This window comes from Ideonella sp. BN130291 (assembly GCF_036231905.1).
In the GTDB taxonomy this organism is placed as follows: Bacteria; Pseudomonadota; Gammaproteobacteria; order Burkholderiales; family Burkholderiaceae_C; genus CAMLIZ01.
In genome coordinates this window covers 230,794-246,584 of sequence record NZ_JAZARE010000009.1, presented here as the reverse complement: position 1 = coordinate 246,584, position 15,791 = coordinate 230,794, and the positions used below count along the sequence as shown (strand labels likewise).

The following is a 15,791-nucleotide window of genomic DNA, read 5'->3' as shown; positions in this document are numbered from 1 at the left end:
GCATGGGGCAGGCACCCCCAGTTCTTGGGGGTTCGCCTGCGCGCCTGAGGACTACAGCCGCCCGGCCGTGCCGAAGCCGTAGAGCTGGGTGAGCAACCGGGTGGGGAACTGGCGTGCCGCGTCGTTGTAGGCCTGGGCCGCGTCGTTGAAGAGCTGGCGTGCAAAGGCCAGGCGGGGCTCGGCGTCCTGCAGCGCCTGCAGGCCCTGCGCCACCTCCGGCATCTCGTCGCGCAGCTGCGGATGGTGTTCCAGCAGCGCCAGCAGCCGCGCCAGGGCATTGCCCAGCACCTGCTCTGCCGTGACCAGCACGGTGACCAGGCTGGCGGACACCGGGCGCGCGCGCACGGCGTCCGCCGCGGCCTGCACCTGCAGCAGCGCGCCCACCAGCGCGTCCAGGGCGGTGGGCTCTTCCTGCAACACGGGGCGCAGCGCGCCCACCATCGCCTCCAGGGCCTGGCGGCGGCGCTGCAGCTGCTCTTCCACCTGGGCCCAGGCGCCGCCGATCGCATTGCGCAGCGCGACCAGGCGGTTGTAGGCCCCCACCATCCAGAACACCAGCACCGCGCCGGTGATCAGCGCGCCCACCTGGCCGCCGGTCACCGGCCCGCTCCGTTCACGAACGCTTCATGGCCGCGCCGGCGCAGCTCGCAGGCCGGGCAGCGGCCGCAGCCATGGCCCCAGGCATGGCGCTGCCCTCGTTCGCCGAGGTAGCAGGTGTGGGTGTGCTCCACGATCAGGTCGTTGAGCGCCGGCCCGCCGAGCGAGTCGGTCAGCGCCCAGGTCTGGGCCTTGGTGAGGAACATCAGCGGCGTTTCCAGGGTGAGCGGCTGGCCCAGGCCCAGGCTGAGCGCCACCTGCATGGCCTTGATGGTGTTGTCGCGGCAGTCCGGATAGCCGGAGTAATCCGTCTCGCACATGCCACCCACCAGCACGCTGGCGCCGCGCCGGTAGGCCAGCGCCGCCGCGAAGGTGAGGAACAGCAGGTTGCGGCCAGGCACGAAGGTGTTGGGCAGGCCGTTGGCCTGCATCTCGATGGCGCGCTCCGCGGTGAGTGCGGTGTCGGAGATCTGGCCCAGCAGGCCTAAGTCCAGCAGGTGGTCGTCGCCCAGGCGGGGCGCCCAGTGCGGGAACTGGCGTTGCAGTTCCTGGCGCACCGTGCCGCGGCACGCGAGCTCGATGCGGTGGCGCTGGCCGTAGTCGAAGCCGATGGTCTCCACCCGGGCATACCGCTGCAGCGCCCAGGCCAGGCAGGCGGTGGAGTCCTGCCCGCCGGAGAACAGCACGACTGCCGTGCGAGGGTCCGTCATTCCCGGACTTCGCCCTGGCCGAGCACCACCCACTTCAGCGATGTCAGGCCCTCCAGCCCCACCGGCCCGCGTGCATGGAACTTGTCGGTGGAGATGCCGATCTCGGCACCCAGGCCGTACTCGAAGCCGTCGGCGAATCGGGTAGACGCGTTGACCATCACGCTGGCCGAATCCACCTCGCGCAGGAAGCGCATTGCGTTCGGGTGGTTCGTGGTGAGGATGGCGTCGGTGTGGTGCGAGCCGTGGCGGTTGACGTGGGCGATGGCTTCGTCCAGGCTGCTCACCACCTTGATGCTGATCACCGGCGCCAGGTACTCCTCGGACCAGTCGGCCTCGGTGGCGTCCACCAAGCCCGCACCCGGCACGGCGGCCAGCAAGGCCTTGGCCTGCGCATCACAGCGCATCTCCACACTCTTGGCGGCAAACACCTGGCCGATGCGCGGCAGGAACTGCGCCGCCACGGCCTCATGCACCAGCAGCGACTCGGCCGCGTTGCAGGGGCTGTACTTCTGCGTCTTGGCGTTGTCGGTCACCTTCAACGCCAGGTCCAGATCGACCTCGGCGTCCACGTAGACATGGCAGTTGCCGTCAAGGTGCTTGATGACCGGCACCTTGGCTTCGGCGCTGATGCGCTCGATCAGGCCCTTGCCGCCGCGCGGGATGATCACGTCCACGTACTGCGGCATGGCGATCAGCCGGCCCACGGCCGCGCGGTCGGTGGTTTCCACCAGCTGCACGGCTTCCGGCGGCAGCCCGGCCTCGGCCAGCGCCGCCTGCACCAGCCTCCACAGCGCGAGGTTGGAGTGCAGCGCCTCCGAGCCACCGCGCAGGATGCAGGCGTTTGCGCTCTTGATCGCCAGCGACGCGGCTTCGATGGTCACGTTGGGCCGGCTCTCGTAGATCATGCCGAACACACCCAGCGGCACCCGCATCTGGCCCACGCTGATGCCACTGGGGCGGCGCTTCAGCTGCGTGATCTCACCCACCGGGTCCGGCATGCCGGCCAGCTGCTCGCAGCCTTCGGCGACGGTGGCGATCACCTGGTCGGTGAGCTTCAGGCGGTCCACCATCGGCGCGGCCAGGCCATTGGCCTGCGCGGCGGCGATGTCCTGGGCATTGGCGGCCTGCAGGGCGGCGGTGTCACCGCGCAGCCGGCGGGCCAGGGCCAGCAGTGCCGCATTGCGCGCCGCCGTGGAGGACGCTGCCATCGCGGTGGCCGCGGCCCGGGCGGCGACGCCCACATGCGCCATGTAGGCCGGGATGTCGGTCGGAGTCATCCCCGGATTGTCCCAAATCCCGGGTGACCACCCTCAACACGCCAGCCACACCGGGCAGTGCAGCCCCCCTGGGACAGGCCACCTCCGGTGGCCAGGGGCAGCCTCGCCGAGCGAGCGATGCGCGGACGGGTTGCCCGGCCGCGCATCGAGCCCCCATGGGGGGCGGCCGCCAGGCGGCCGGGGGCTCCATTTCCCTAGCGTTGGTGGAACAGTACGAGCGTCGTTTCCTTGGTGCGCCCGCCCTGCTCCGCCTTCAGCGCGATCTCATAGCGCATGCCCGGCGCCGTGAACGGCGAGGTGAAGGCGAAGCTGAAGTTGCCGTTGTTGTCCGCGGTGATGGTGTCCTTGTACAGCGGCTGGCTCACGCCGATCATGCCGGCCACCGAGGCCAGGCCGACCGCGTTGATGCTCACCGTGGCGCCCGGCGCGGTGCGGCCGCGCAGCTCCAGCCGGCCGGCCGGCACCATCGCGTTCGGATGGTGGCTGGTGATCTCCAGCGGCAGCGGGCTGGCCGAGGGCTGCACCACCCAGCTCCACGCGGTGCGCACCGCGTTGCCGGCCGCATCCTTGGCATTCACCTCGGCGGCATAACTGCCGGGGTTGAGCTCGGTGCGATAGGTGAAGTAGTCGCGCGTGATGGTCGCGCTGGAGGTCACGTCACGCCCGCCCACGGTGATGCGCACGCTCTTGGGGTCCACGCCCAGGCCGCCCTGGTCGTCGAAGGTGCCGGACACGGACGTGGTGCCGGCGGAGATCATGTCGCCGTCGCGGGGATAGAGGTTGCGCACCACCGGCGGCTTCACATCCTGCAGCACCGAGGCCCGGCCCAAGCTGGTCTTCACCGCCTGGCCGTTGGCTTCCAGCGTGGCCACCACCTGCACGCCGGTGGGCACGCGGTCCAGGCGCCGGATGGTGTAGCTGCCCTCGTAGTGGCCCGGGCTGGCCTCGCGCATCGGCACGTTGGCGATCACGTTGTCGATGCTGAAGCTGGCACGTGCACCCGGCGTGCCTTCGAGCTGGAATTTCAGCTCGGCGCCCGGCTCGAACTTGTCGACCGGCACGGCGTTGAACCTGCTGATCGCTAGCGTGGCCGGCGGCTTGGCCGCCTGCGGCTGAGCGGGTGCAGGCGCCGGTGCGGCCGCGGCCAGGCGGCCCATGGTCACCGTGGTGGAGCGGCCATTGCGCCGCAGCGTGGCACTGGCGGTGGAGCTGGCATTGGCGCGGTCGTTGGCGCGCAGCACGTAGCCACCTTCATAGACGCCGTCGTCCACCTCCTGCAGCACCAGCGTGCGCGACACACCGGCCACCCGCACGGTGGTGCGCCCGCCCGCGGAGCCTTGCACCCGGAAGAACAGCTCGGTGCCGGCGGCCACCTGGTTCACCGGCTCGACCTCGAAAGAGGTGATCTCCGGCGGGGGTGCGGCCTTTTTCTTCGCGGCCAGGGCCTGCCCTGCCGGCAGGAAGCACAGGCTGGTCGCCGCGCAGGCGAGCGCGAACCAGCGTTGAAGCGAACGAAGCGCCATGGTGGACCTCTTGTTGTGGTTGGACGACGCCTGACGCCCTGCAAACGCCGGACCCGTCCGCCCGCGCGCCACCCCCGGGAGCCGGGTAAGCCGGCGCTGTCAGCGCTTTCCTTCAGCGCCAGACCGGCGCCGACAGCACCCACAACCACAAGGGCGCGGTGAGCACGAACGCGAAGGTGGAGAGCACGATGGCCGCCGTGGCTTCGCCCTCCAGCGTCTCGTAGCGCTGGGAAAAGATCAGCGCATTGCTGCCCACCGGCAAGGCAGCGGCCATCACCACCACGTTGAGCGCCAGGCCGTGCAGCCCGAAGCCCCAGTGGCCCACGGCCAGCACCAGCACGGGCAACACCAGCAGCTTGAGCACCGACAGCCCCGCCGCACCCCGCACGCTGCCGCGCATGCCGTAGTAGGCGAGCGACATGCCGATCAGCACCAGGCACAGCGGCACCACCGCCGTGCCCAGCACCTCCAGCGCCTCGTCCACCACCGGCGGCAGCGGCAGGCCGGTGGCGTTCCAGGCCATGCCGGCCAGCACCGGCAGCACCACCGGATGGATGATGGTGTTGCGCAAGGTGGTCTTCAGCGTGGCCATCAGGTCATGGCCCATGTGTGCAGCCTCGGCCCGCGCGAGGTCCAGCTCCACCAGCGTGGTAAGCACCAGCAGCAAGGTCAGCGCATGAAGGCTGATGATGGTGATGTGGATCGCGAGCCCCGGCTCGCCGAACAACGCACTGGCCATCGGCACGCCCACCTGCAGGGTGTTGCCGAAGGTGGCCGAGATGGCGCGCACGCTGGGCGCCGCGGTGGGCAGGCGGCCGCTGCGGTTGCGCCTGCGCTGCCAGGCATACACGCCCAGCAGCAGCATCAGCACCGGCACGAAGAAGGCCACCAGCGTGCCCCACGGCATGGTGGCGAACGGCAGGCGCGAGGTGGTGCGGAACAGCAGCGCCGGCACGAACACGTAGAACGCCACGTTGCTCAAGGTGCGGGCCGGGTCCGCGCCCTGCCGCTCGTCGCCCAGCCAGCGCATGCGCCCGGCGATGTAGCCCAGGGCCACGACGATGAAGATCGCGAGCAGCTTGTAGAGGACGGGCAGTGTCATCGGTACACGCAGGGCGCCGGTGCCGCTCCCGTCCAGGCGGCACCCACGTGGGTCAGGCCGCCTTCTTGGCGGCCGCTTTCTTGGCCGGCGCCTTCGCCGCCCGTGGCTCGAACTCGAAGCTCACCTTGCCTTCCTTGGCGTCGTAGGCCAGGCGGGCCTTGAACTTGCGCCGGGTCTTGTTGGAGACAAAGTTCTCCAGCAGGTCGGTCTTGCCGGTGGCCAGCAGCTTGCTCATCTGCTCGCGTGCCACCGGCTGCTGCAGGATGATCTTGCCGCTCTTGAAGTCGCAGGTGATGTGCGCGCCCACGGCGTGTTCGCACACGTAGTTGCTGCCGTGCTCGAACACCCGGCCCTTGCACTTGGGGCAATGGCCCAAGGACTCGTGCGCCGAGAAGTCCACCGGTTCGCCGGACTGCTCACCGTTCTTGGTGTCCTCGCCGAAGTCGAACTCCAGCTTCCAGTTCTTGATCTCGTCGTCATAGGCGAGCTTCATCTCCGCGGTGAAAGGCCAGCCCGCCTTGGAGCGGAAGCCTTCCAGCGGGCCGATCTTCTTGGTCGCCAGGAAGGTCTCCACCTCGTGGATCTCGAAGGCGCGGCCCCCGGGGATCTTGCTGATCGAGAACTCGCACTTCTCACAGGTGAACCGGCGGTAGTTCTCCTTCACCGTGCCGCCGCAGTTGGGGCACGGTGTCTTCAAGGTCGCATAGTCGCCCGGGATGGTGTCGCGGTCGTACTCCTTGGCCTTCTTGACGATGCGCTCGGCCATCTCGGCAATGCCGGTCATGAACTGCTCGCGCTGAAGGCGGCCATGCTCCATCTGGGCCAGCTGGTATTCCCAATTGCCGGTGAGCTCGGGCTTGGTGAGGTCCTCCACGCCCAGGCCGCGCAGCAGGGTCATCAGCTGGAAGGCCTTGGCGGTCGGGATCAGCTCGCGGCCCTCGCGCACCAGGTACTTCTCATTGATCAGGCCTTCGATGGTCTGCGCGCGGGTGGCTGGCGTGCCCAAGCCTTTTTCTTGCATGGCCTCGCGCAGCTCGTCGTCGTCGATCAGCTTGCCGGCACCTTCCATCGCGGAGAGCAGCGTGGCTTCGGTGTAGCGTGCGGGCGGCTTGGTGCGCAGCGCCACCGCATTCACTTCCTCGTTGGTCGCCTTTTCGCTCGGCGTCACCGCCACCAGCGTGGCGTCCTCGTCTTGCGCTTCCTTGCCATACACCGCCAGCCAGCCGGGGTTGACCAGCACCTTGCCGTTGGTCTGGAAGTGGTGGCCTTCGATCTGCGTGATGCGGGTGGTGACCATGTACTCGGCCGGCGGGAAGAACACCGCGAGGAAGCGCTTGACCACCATGTCGTAGAGCTTCGCCTCAGCCTCGGTGAGGGCCTTGGGCGCCTGCATGGTCGGGATGATGGCGAAGTGGTCCGACACCTTGGCGTTGTCGAACACGCGCTTGGAGGGCTTGATGTAGCCCTCCTTCAGCGCCTTCTTCGCATGCTGGGCCAGCTCGCGCAGCGGGCCGGGCAGGTCCTCGGTGGAGATCATCTTCACCGTGTCCTTCACCACGGCGAGGTAGTCCTCGGGCAGGGCGCGCGAATCGGTACGCGGGTAGGTGAGCACCTTGTGCTTTTCGTACAGCGCCTGCGCCAGCGACAGCGTGGTCTTGGCCGAGAAGCCGAAGCGGCCGTTGGCCTCGCGCTGCAGGCTGGTCAGGTCATAGAGCAGCGGGCTGGACTGCGAGCTGGGCTTGGCCTCCTCGCTGACGGTACCCACCTTGCCACGCACCGCGTCGGCGATCGCCTTCGCGTCGCGCTCGACCCAGATGCGGTCGGCGCGCTTGTCGGCATCGTTCTCATCCTTCTTGTACTTGGGATCGAACCACTTGCCGTCGTAGCTGCCCGCGGCCACGCCGAATGTGGCGCGCACCTCCCAGTAGTCGCGCGCCACGTGCTTGCGGATCTTTTCCTCGCGCTCCACCACGATGGACAGCGTGGGCGTCTGCACCCGGCCCACGGTGGTGAGGAAGAAACCGCCGTCGCGCGAATTGAACGCGGTCATCGCGCGGGTGCCGTTGATGCCCACCAGCCAGTCGGCCTCCGAGCGGCTGCGTGCCGCGTCGGCCAGGCCGCGCATCTGCTCGTCGGCGCGCAGCTTCTCGAAGCCATCGCGGATGGCCTGCGGCGTCATGCTCTGCAGCCACAGCCGGCGCACCGGCTTGGGCGCCTTCTTGTCGATGCCGGCGTACTGCACGATCAGCCGGAAGATCAGCTCGCCCTCGCGGCCCGCGTCGCAGGCGTTGATCAGCTCGCTGATGTCCTTGCGCTTGACCAGCTTGACCACGGCGTTGAGCCGGGTCTTGGCCTTGTCGATCGGCGCCAGGTCGAAGTGCGGCGGAATCACCGGCAAGTGGGCAAAGCTCCACTTGCCGCGCTTGACGTCGAACTCCTCCGGCGCCTTGATCTCCACCAGGTGGCCGACCGCCGAGGTGACGACGTAGCGCTCGTTCTCGAAGTACTCCGCGTGTTTCTCGAACTTGCCGGCGGTGGGCGTGAGCGCGCGCACGATGTCCTGCGCGACGCTCGGCTTCTCCGCAATGATCAGGGACTTGGTCATCGTGTCTTCGACTATGTGGCGGCCTACAATGGCCCGTTCTCGCGCGCACGCACATACACGCGCGCGCACCCATGAATTCAATGTACCGAATGAAGTCGAACGCGCAAGCTGCCCCCTCCAAGACCACAGACCAGGCGAAAAATGCGCGAGCCAACGGCAAGACGCACGCCAAGGCGGAAGCCGCACCCGCCGGGCGCCGCATCCAGGTGCGCAAGAGCGGCATCCACGGCAAGGGGGTGTTCGCGCTGCGGCCCTTCGAGCCGGGCGAGACCATCATCGAATACAAGGGCGAGATCATCAGCTGGAAGGAGGCGCTGCGCCGCCATCCGCATGATCCGTCCGACCCCAACCATACCTTCTTCTTCCACATCGACGACGAGCATGTCATCGACGGCAAGGTCAACGGCAACGCGGCACGGTGGATCAACCACGCCTGCGACCCCAACTGCGAGGCCGACGAGGTCGAAGGGCGGGTCTTCGTCAAGGCGATCAAGCCCGTGGCGCCCGGCGAGGAACTGTTCTACGACTACGGCCTCATCATCGACGAGCGCTACACGCCCAAGCTGAAGAAGCAGTTCGCCTGCCATTGCGGCGCCGACGCCTGTCGCGGCACCATGCTGGCAAAAAAACGCTGACCCTCCTTTTCCACCATGCCCGACACCAGCCACCTCCCCTGGGGCGCAGAGCAGCTCTGGCAGGCGCTGGAGCCGCTGCTGCCCGGCCTGAGCGTGGAAGTGGTGGCGCGCTGCGAATCCACCAACACCCAGCTGCTCGAACGGGCGCGCCGCTCCGGCGGGCGGCGTGACACGCCGATCACCGGCCCGGGTGAACTGGACGGCGTCACCGAGCAGGCGCCATCTACCGGGCAGGCGCCCATGCCGTTCGGCCGGCGTGCCGACGACACCCAGCCCTGCCTGCTGGTGGCCGAGCACCAGTCGCGCGGGCGCGGCCGCATGGGGCGCCTCTGGCAATCGAGCTCCGGCGCCTCCCTCACCTTCTCGCTCGGCGTGGCGCTGGAGCCGCGCGACTGGTCCGGCATGTCGCTGGCAGTGGGCGTGGCCATTGCCGACGCCCTCGACCCGCTGCCCGCTGGCGGCAGGCCGCGCATCGGCCTGAAATGGCCCAACGACCTGTGGCTGCTGGACGGCCCCGGCCAGGGGCGCAAGCTGGGCGGCGTGCTGATCGAGACCGTCGCCGTGGGCCGGCGCCGCATGGTGGTCATCGGCGTGGGCCTGAACGTCACGCCGCAGCCGACCCGGGAGCTCAGCTCCGGTTATGCCTGCCTGCAGGAGCTGATCCCCGGCGTGACGGCGCCCGAGGTGCTGCACCGGCTGGCGCGGCCGCTCGTCAGCGCGCTGCAGCAGTTCGAGGCCCAGGGCTTTGCCGGCTTCGCGCCCCGGTATGGCACGCGCGACCTGCTGGCCGGGCAGCCGGTGGTCACCACCGCGGCCGAGCTGCCGGCCGGCGTGGCCGAGGGCGTGTCGGCCGATGGCGCGTTGCGGGTGCGCACCGCCGCCGGCGTGCAGCTGCTGTCCAGCGGCGAGGTGAGCGTGCGGCTGCAGCACGGTGATCCGCCGCCGGAGGCCACACCAGCATGACACCGGCCGAGCGCCGGGTGCGCGAGGGCGCATGCTGAGGGCGGCGCTGGCGCTGGTGCTGGCGGCCAATCTGGTGTTCTACGCCTGGTCGCATGGCTGGCTGGACAGCCTGGCAGGCAGCAGCGGGCACGGCGAGCGCGAACCCGAGCGCCTGCAGCGGCAGGTGCATCCGGAGGTGGTGCAGCTGCTGCCGGCCCAGGCTGCGCGCGCGGCAGCGAGTGCACCGGCCAACCCGCAAGCCTGCTTGCAGGCCGGCCCCTACACCGACGCCGAGATGGCGCTTGCCGAAGGGGTGCTGCGTGCCGCCGGCCTGCCGGCCGGCCGCTGGAACACCCCCGCCGTCGATCGGCCGGGCGCCTGGCTGCTCTACATGGGCCGCTTTGCCGACCGCGAGGCGCTGCAGAAGAAGGAAGGCGAGCTGCAGCGCATCCGCGTGCCCTACGAGGAGCTGCGCGGCACGCCGGAGCTGGAACCCGGCCTGGCGCTGGGCCGGTTCAGCGACCGCGCTGCGGCCGATGCCGCCTTGGACCAGCTGGCCCAGCGTGGGGTGCGCACCGCCCGCATCGTGACGCTCACCGCGCCGGCGCGGCTGCACCTGCTGCGGGTGAACGATGCGGACGCCGCCTTGCAGGCCCAGCTGCTGGGCCTGAAGGCCCCTGCACTGGGCAACGGCTTCAGCGCCTGCGCGACGGGCGGCTGAGGCGGGCGGCTTGCCACCGGGCGGCCGCCAGCAGGGCCACGGCCAGCGCGAGGGCGGCCAGCCACACGGCGGACATGGCGCCACCACCGCCGCTGTCGTTTGAAGGCGGGGGCGTGGTGGGCGGCGGTGTGGTACCAGCGGCCTGCACCGTGATGGTCTGATCCATGGTCGACTGCCGATCGGTGTCGTCCACCAGAGTCAGCCGAACGGTGAAGGTGCCTTCCCCGCTGGGCGTGGCGGAGACTGTGTCGCCGGTAGTGGTATCGCCCAGCGTGGTCACGATGCCCCCGCCGTCCACCAGGCTCCAGTTGCGCGATTTCAGCGTGCGTGGGGCAGGCAGCACCGTGCTGGTGCTGCTGAAGGTGACCGCCTCGCCTGGCGCCACCGTGGTGGCATTCACATCGATGTACGCCTCCAGTCGCGCTACGGAAGTCACCGCGGCGCGGGCATCCAGCAGGCCGGCACCGCAGGTGCTGGTGGTGCAGTAGCACTCGAGCTGGTCGGTGCCATTGGGCGCATGGCACATCGGCACCGGATTGCCTGTCTCGTTGTCCGGCGGCGCCCCGGTCTGCGGGAAGGCGCGCGCGGTGGACTTGATGACGGAGATGACCGCCGCTGGCGTGAGCGACCGGTTGGCCGCCATCATCAGCGCGGCTGTCCCGGACACCAGCGGTGCGGAGAAACTGGTGCCCACGCTGATGTTGTCGCCGTCGGTGTAGGTGGCAGCCGAGGGTCCCTTGGTGCCGGTGTTGGACGTGGTCAGGATGGGGAACAGGCAGGTGCCGCTCAAGTTCACGCAGTTGCCGCCCGGGGCTGCCACCGTGATCTCGGGGCCCACGTCGGAAAAGCCGACCTTGGTGCCGATGTGCCGCACCGCCGCCACGCCGATGACCCCGGGGCAGTTCGCCGGGTTGCTGACAGCATGGCCGGTGGTGTTGCCCGCGGCCGCCACGATCACCGCCCCGGCGGCGGTGATCTCCGTGACGGCGCTGGTGTAGGCGCTGTTGCAGGCGCCCTCACCGCCGAGGCTCAGGTTGATCACCTTGGCCTTGTTCGGGTTGTCCGGCACGCCGTTCACGTGCAGCCCCGCCGCCCAGCGCATGCCGGCGATGATGTCCGAGTCATAGCCGAAGCACTTGCCCAGCACCCGCACCGGCAGCACCTTGACGTTCCAGCCGGTGCCGGCCATGCCGGTGGCATTGTTCGTGGCGGCGCCCACCAGGCCGGCGGTCATGGTGCCATGCCAGGAGCTGTCGGAGATGTCACAGTCCTTGAACGCGGTGGTGTTCTTGTCCGCGGCAGTGATCCAGTCGCCCGGGTCGGAGGGATCCGCATCGCGGCCATTGCCATCGTTGGCCACTGCCACGTCGGTCACCATGTCGTAGCCCGGCAGCAGCTTGCCAGCCAGGTCCGGATGGTCGCCGCGCACACCCGTGTCCAGCACGGCCACCACGATGCTGCGGTGGCCGGTGGTGATGCTCCACGCGCCCACCGCATCGATGGAGGAGATCACCTCGTTGCCATTGCTCAGCGACCCCGCGGCCGGCGCCTTGAGGTACCACTGGCCCGACGCCGGTCCGTTCGGCAGCGAGGCCGTGGGCACGAACATCAGATCGTTGGGCACCGTGAAGCGCTGCTTGCGTCCGTCGACCACTGCGTATTCCACGTCCGGGTCGGCCGCCAGCCGGGCGGCCAGCGCCTGTGAATCGATGCTGTCCGCGGTGACCACCTGGGTGCGATCGTCGATCGCGGCGGCCGCGCGCAACGCGAAGCCATGCCGCTGGCCCAGGGCATGGGCACGCTGTGCCAGGGCCTGCGCCACGGCTGCATCCCGCGCCAGCACCTCGGCGGCGCTGCGGGCCGCCAGCACCTGCTTGCGGCCGCTGTCCTCGGCCTTGAACTTCACGATCACGCGTGCGGCCAGCGGCTCCTGCGGCAGGCGCGTGGGGCGGGCACCGGCGCGTTCGGCCTGCGCCGGCCCCGCCAGCGCCACCATCAGCGCGCACGCCAGCGCGGGAGCCCAGCGGGCAACGGATCGCATGGAAGTCATTGTGAGTTCTGGGAGTTGGGTCGTTTAGGCAGCGCGCGGGTGTCATCCCGCCGCAGTTCTACAAACAGCGCCGGCTGTGCCGCGAGTTTCATCGAAGCCCGCTTGCACGTGGCCCGATCTTCGCACTGCAGCGTGATGGCATACCAGTGCGGCGCAATGGCCGCCACCTCCGGGCTCACCGGCACGCCGGCAATCTGCTCGGCGCGCTGGCTCAGCGCTTGCGGGTCGGGCCAGTCGGCCACCGTGCGCACCTGAAGCCGCCATTCCACCGGCTGCTGGGTGGCACAGGCGGCCAGCCCCGCGGCCGCCACGGCGCAGCCGATGAAGCGGAGGAGTCGGAACGCAGCGGTGGGCGGCATGGCGGAAAAGTGTAGTGCGGTGTAGTGCGCGGACGCAGCGGCGCCCGCTCGGGTGGGACTGAGCCTGTGCCTTCAAGGCAAGGCCCGTACCCACCAACGGCGCCACCGGCCGCGACGCCGACGTTCCACACGAAAAAAGCCGCCCGAAGGCGGCTTGCGGGCGAACCGGCGAAGTGCTTACTTCGCGATCACGCGTGCCATTTCGAGCACCTTGTTGGAGTAGCCCCACTCGTTGTCGTACCAGGACACCACCTTCACGAAGGTCTTGTCCAGCGCGATGCCGGCTTCGGCGTCGAACACCGAGGTCATGGCCTCGCCGCGGAAGTCGGTGGAGACCACCTTGTCCTCGGTGTAGCCCAGCACGCCCTTCATGGCGCCCTGGCTGGCGGCCTTCATCGCGGCGCAGATCTCGTCGTAGCTGGCTTCCTTGTTCAGCTCGACCGTGAGGTCGACCACCGACACGTCGGAGGTGGGCACGCGGAAGGCCATGCCGGTGAGCTTCTTGTTCAGCTCGGGGATCACCACGCCCACCGCCTTGGCAGCGCCGGTGGAGCTGGGGATGATGTTTTCCAGGATGCCGCGGCCGCCGCGCCAGTCCTTGTTGCTCGGGCCGTCCACCGTCTTCTGGGTGGCCGTGGCCGCGTGCACCGTGGTCATCAGGCCGCGCTTGATGCCGAAGGTGTCGTTCAGCACCTTGGCCACGGGCGCCAGGCAGTTGGTGGTGCAGCTGGCGTTGGAGATGATCGCCTGGCCGGCGTAGGTCTTGTCGTTGACGCCGTACACGAACATCGGCGTGTCGTCCTTCGACGGGGCGGACAGGATGACCTTCTTGGCGCCGGCCTTCAGGTGCTTCTCGGCGGTGTCCTTGGTCAGGAACAGGCCGGTGGCCTCGACCACCACGTCCGCGCCGACTTCATCCCACTTCAGCTCGGCCGGGTCCTTTACCGCGGTGAGGCGTATCTTCTTGCCGTTGACGATCAGGGTGTTGCCGTCCACCGCAATCTCGCCCTTGAAGCGGCCATGCACGCTGTCGTACTTGAGCATGTAGGCCAGGTAGTCGGGCTCCAGCAGGTCGTTGATGCCCACCACCTCGATGTCCTGGAAGTTCTGCACCGCGGCGCGGAACACCATGCGGCCGATGCGGCCGAAGCCATTGATACCGATCTTGATCGCCATGTCTGTCTCTCCAGCAATGAATGAAACCGTCAACCCGCGAGCCGGCAGTGTGCCGCCTGGCGGTTACTTACCGAGTACTTTCTGCACCGTGGCCGCCACGTTCTCCGCCGTGAACCCGAAGTGCTTAAACAGCACGTTGGCCGGGGCCGACTCGCCATAGGTGTCGATGCCCACCACCGCCGCGCAGCCGTACTTCCACCAGAAATCGGTGACACCCGCTTCCACCGCCACCCGCGGCAGGCCGTCGGGCAGCACGCTGCGCTTGTAGCGCACATCCTGGCGGTCGAACACCGTGGTGGACGGCATGGACACCACGCGCACCGCAATGCCTTTGGCCGCCAGCAGCTGCTGCGCATGCAGCGCGAGCTGCACTTCGGAGCCGGTGGCCACGATCACCGCCTGGGCCTTTTTCTTCAGGCCCACCTCGGCCGGTTCGGCCAGCACGTAGGCGCCCTTGCTGATCTCGTCCAGCCCGGCCTTGGGCGCATAGGGCAGGTTCTGGCGCGACAGCAGCAGCGCGCTCGGCCGGGTGTTGTTGCCCAGCGCCATGGTCCAGGCGATGGTGGTTTCCGCCGTGTCGGCTGGGCGCCAGACGTCCAGGTTGGGGATCAGGCGCAGCGAAGCGGCATGCTCCACGCTCTGGTGGGTGGGGCCGTCCTCGCCCAGGCCGATGGAGTCGTGCGTGAACACATGGATCACCCGCGCCTTCATCAGCGCCGCCATGCGGATCGCGTTGCGGCTGTAGTCGCTGAAGGTGAGAAAGGTGCCGCCGTAGGGAATGTAGCCACCATGCAGCGCGATGCCGTTCATGATGGCCGCCATGCCGAACTCGCGCACGCCGTAGTTGATGTGGCGGCCGTTGTTGGGCACGCCGTTGTCGTCGAAACGCAGCGCGGCGGTGGAGGAGGTGTTGGTGAGGTTGGAGCCGGTGAGGTCGGCCGAGCCGCCCAGCATCTCCGGCAGCGCGCGGGTGAAGGCCTCCAGCGCGATCTGGCTGGCCTTGCGGCTGGCCACGGTCTCCGCCTTGGTGTGGGATGCGATCGCGGCATCCACCGCGCTCTGCGCAAAGTTGGCCGGCAGCTCGCCCCGCATGCGGCGCAGGAACTCCGCGGCCAGCTCGGGGAACTCCGCCTTGTAGGCGTCGAAGCGGCCGCTCCATTCGCTTTCTGCCGACAGGCCGGCGCCCTTGGCATCCCAGGCGTCGTAGGCGGCTTCCGGGATCACGAAGGGCTCGTGCGCCCAGGCGAGCGCCTCGCGCGTGAGCTTGATCTCGTCGGCGCCCAGCGCTTCGCCGTGCGCCTTGGCGGTGCCGCCGCGGTTGGGCGAGCCCTTGCCGATGGTGGTCTTGCAGATGATCAGCGTGGGCTTGGTGGCCGACTGCTTGGCCTTGGCGATGGCCGCGTCCACCGCGTCGGCGTCATGGCCGTCCACCGGGCCGATCACGTTCCACTGGTAGGCCTCGAAGCGCTTGGCGGCGTCGTCCACGTACCAGGGCTTGACCTGGCCGTCGATGGAGATGCCGTTGTCGTCGTACAGCGCGATCAGCTTGTTCAGCTTCCAGGCGCCGGCCAGTGCGCAGGCCTCGTGGCTGATGCCTTCCATCAGGCAGCCGTCGCCCATGAACACATAGGTGTGGTGGTCCACCACCGCATGGTTGGGCCGGTTGAACTCGGCGGCCAGCAGCTTTTCGGCCAGCGCCATGCCCACAGCGTTGGTGAGACCCTGGCCGAGCGGGCCGGTGGTGGTTTCGATGCCGGGGGTGATGCCCACTTCCGGGTGGCCCGGCGTCTTGCTGTGCATCTGGCGGAACTGGCGCAGGTCGCTCACCGCCAGGTCATAGCCGGTCAGGTGCAGCAACGCGTAGATCAGCATCGAGCCGTGGCCGTTGCTCAGCACGAAGCGGTCGCGGTCAAACCACTGCGGGTTGGTCGGGTTGTGCTTCAGGTGCCGCCCCCACAGCGCCACGGCGATCTCGGCCATGCCCATGGGCGCGCCCGGATGCCCGGAATTCGCCTGCTGCACGGCGTCCATGGCCAGGGCGCGGATCGCGTTGGCCATCAGGGAGGTGTCTTGGGGGGAAGTCGAGGGCATGAG

Annotated in this window: 13 protein-coding genes; 3 read left to right on the top strand and 10 right to left on the bottom strand. The window is 69.0% G+C overall.

Annotation, left to right across the window (positions count from 1 at the left end; genetic code table 11):
* Window positions 1–51: 51 nt before the first annotated feature.
* The 6 genes from VPH43_RS20120 to VPH43_RS20095 form a co-directional block, all read right to left on the bottom strand.
* Window positions 52–600, bottom strand: a complete 549-nt coding sequence (locus VPH43_RS20120) for a LemA family protein (RefSeq protein WP_328579532.1) — start codon at window positions 598–600, stop codon at window positions 52–54.
* Window positions 597–1,307 (bottom strand): 7-cyano-7-deazaguanine synthase QueC, encoded by a 711-nt coding sequence (queC, locus tag VPH43_RS20115; protein ID WP_328579531.1) that lies wholly within the window; start codon window positions 1,305–1,307, stop codon window positions 597–599. Before queC ends, VPH43_RS20120 begins: the two co-directional genes overlap by 4 nt.
* Window positions 1,304–2,584 carry a glutamate-5-semialdehyde dehydrogenase gene (locus VPH43_RS20110; RefSeq protein WP_328579530.1) on the bottom strand — a complete coding sequence of 427 codons (1,281 nt, stop codon included), beginning with the start codon at window positions 2,582–2,584 and terminating at the stop codon, window positions 1,304–1,306. The genes queC and VPH43_RS20110 overlap by 4 nt, the downstream gene beginning before the upstream one ends.
* A 194-nt stretch (window positions 2,585–2,778) precedes the next feature.
* Entirely contained in the window at window positions 2,779–4,107 is a 1,329-nt protein-coding gene (locus tag VPH43_RS20105) for a hypothetical protein (RefSeq protein ID WP_328579529.1), read from the bottom strand.
* Window positions 4,108–4,219: 112 nt separating this feature from the next.
* Window positions 4,220–5,209, bottom strand: coding sequence for an AEC family transporter (locus VPH43_RS20100; RefSeq protein WP_328579528.1), 990 nt, complete (start codon window positions 5,207–5,209; stop codon window positions 4,220–4,222).
* Window positions 5,210–5,261: 52 nt separating this feature from the next.
* Complete coding sequence (locus VPH43_RS20095) at window positions 5,262–7,814, bottom strand: DNA topoisomerase III (protein WP_328579527.1); 2,553 nt, start codon at window positions 7,812–7,814, stop codon at window positions 5,262–5,264.
* 89 nt (window positions 7,815–7,903) lie between these two features.
* Here VPH43_RS20095 and VPH43_RS20090 point away from each other — a divergent pair, with 89 nt between their 5' ends.
* The 3 genes from VPH43_RS20090 to VPH43_RS20080 are packed head-to-tail and all read left to right on the top strand — an operon-like array spanning window position 7,904 to window position 10,112.
* A complete protein-coding gene (locus tag VPH43_RS20090; RefSeq protein WP_328579526.1) occupies window positions 7,904–8,449 on the top strand; it encodes an SET domain-containing protein in 546 nt (181 codons plus the stop codon).
* Window positions 8,450–8,464: 15 nt separating this feature from the next.
* Window positions 8,465–9,412, top strand: coding sequence for a biotin--[acetyl-CoA-carboxylase] ligase (locus tag VPH43_RS20085; RefSeq protein ID WP_328579525.1), 948 nt, complete (start codon window positions 8,465–8,467; stop codon window positions 9,410–9,412).
* Between the two features lie 31 nt (window positions 9,413–9,443).
* Complete coding sequence (locus tag VPH43_RS20080) at window positions 9,444–10,112, top strand: hypothetical protein (RefSeq protein WP_328579524.1); 669 nt, start codon at window positions 9,444–9,446, stop codon at window positions 10,110–10,112.
* Here the strand turns inward: VPH43_RS20080 and VPH43_RS20075 are convergent.
* The 4 genes from VPH43_RS20075 to tkt form a co-directional block, all read right to left on the bottom strand.
* Window positions 10,087–12,153 carry a S8 family peptidase gene (locus VPH43_RS20075; protein ID WP_328579523.1) on the bottom strand — a complete coding sequence of 689 codons (2,067 nt, stop codon included), beginning with the start codon at window positions 12,151–12,153 and terminating at the stop codon, window positions 10,087–10,089. The two genes, VPH43_RS20080 and VPH43_RS20075, sit on opposite strands and share 26 nt — an antisense overlap.
* 5 nt (window positions 12,154–12,158) lie before the next feature.
* Complete coding sequence (locus VPH43_RS20070; RefSeq protein WP_328579522.1) at window positions 12,159–12,521, bottom strand: hypothetical protein; 363 nt, start codon at window positions 12,519–12,521, stop codon at window positions 12,159–12,161.
* Window positions 12,522–12,698: 177 nt separating this feature from the next.
* Entirely contained in the window at window positions 12,699–13,697 is a 999-nt protein-coding gene (gene gap / locus VPH43_RS20065; RefSeq protein WP_328579521.1) for a type I glyceraldehyde-3-phosphate dehydrogenase, read from the bottom strand.
* Window positions 13,698–13,760: 63 nt separating this feature from the next.
* Window positions 13,761–15,788, bottom strand: a complete 2,028-nt coding sequence (gene tkt / locus VPH43_RS20060) for a transketolase (protein WP_328579520.1) — start codon at window positions 15,786–15,788, stop codon at window positions 13,761–13,763.
* Window positions 15,789–15,791 lie beyond the last annotated feature (3 nt).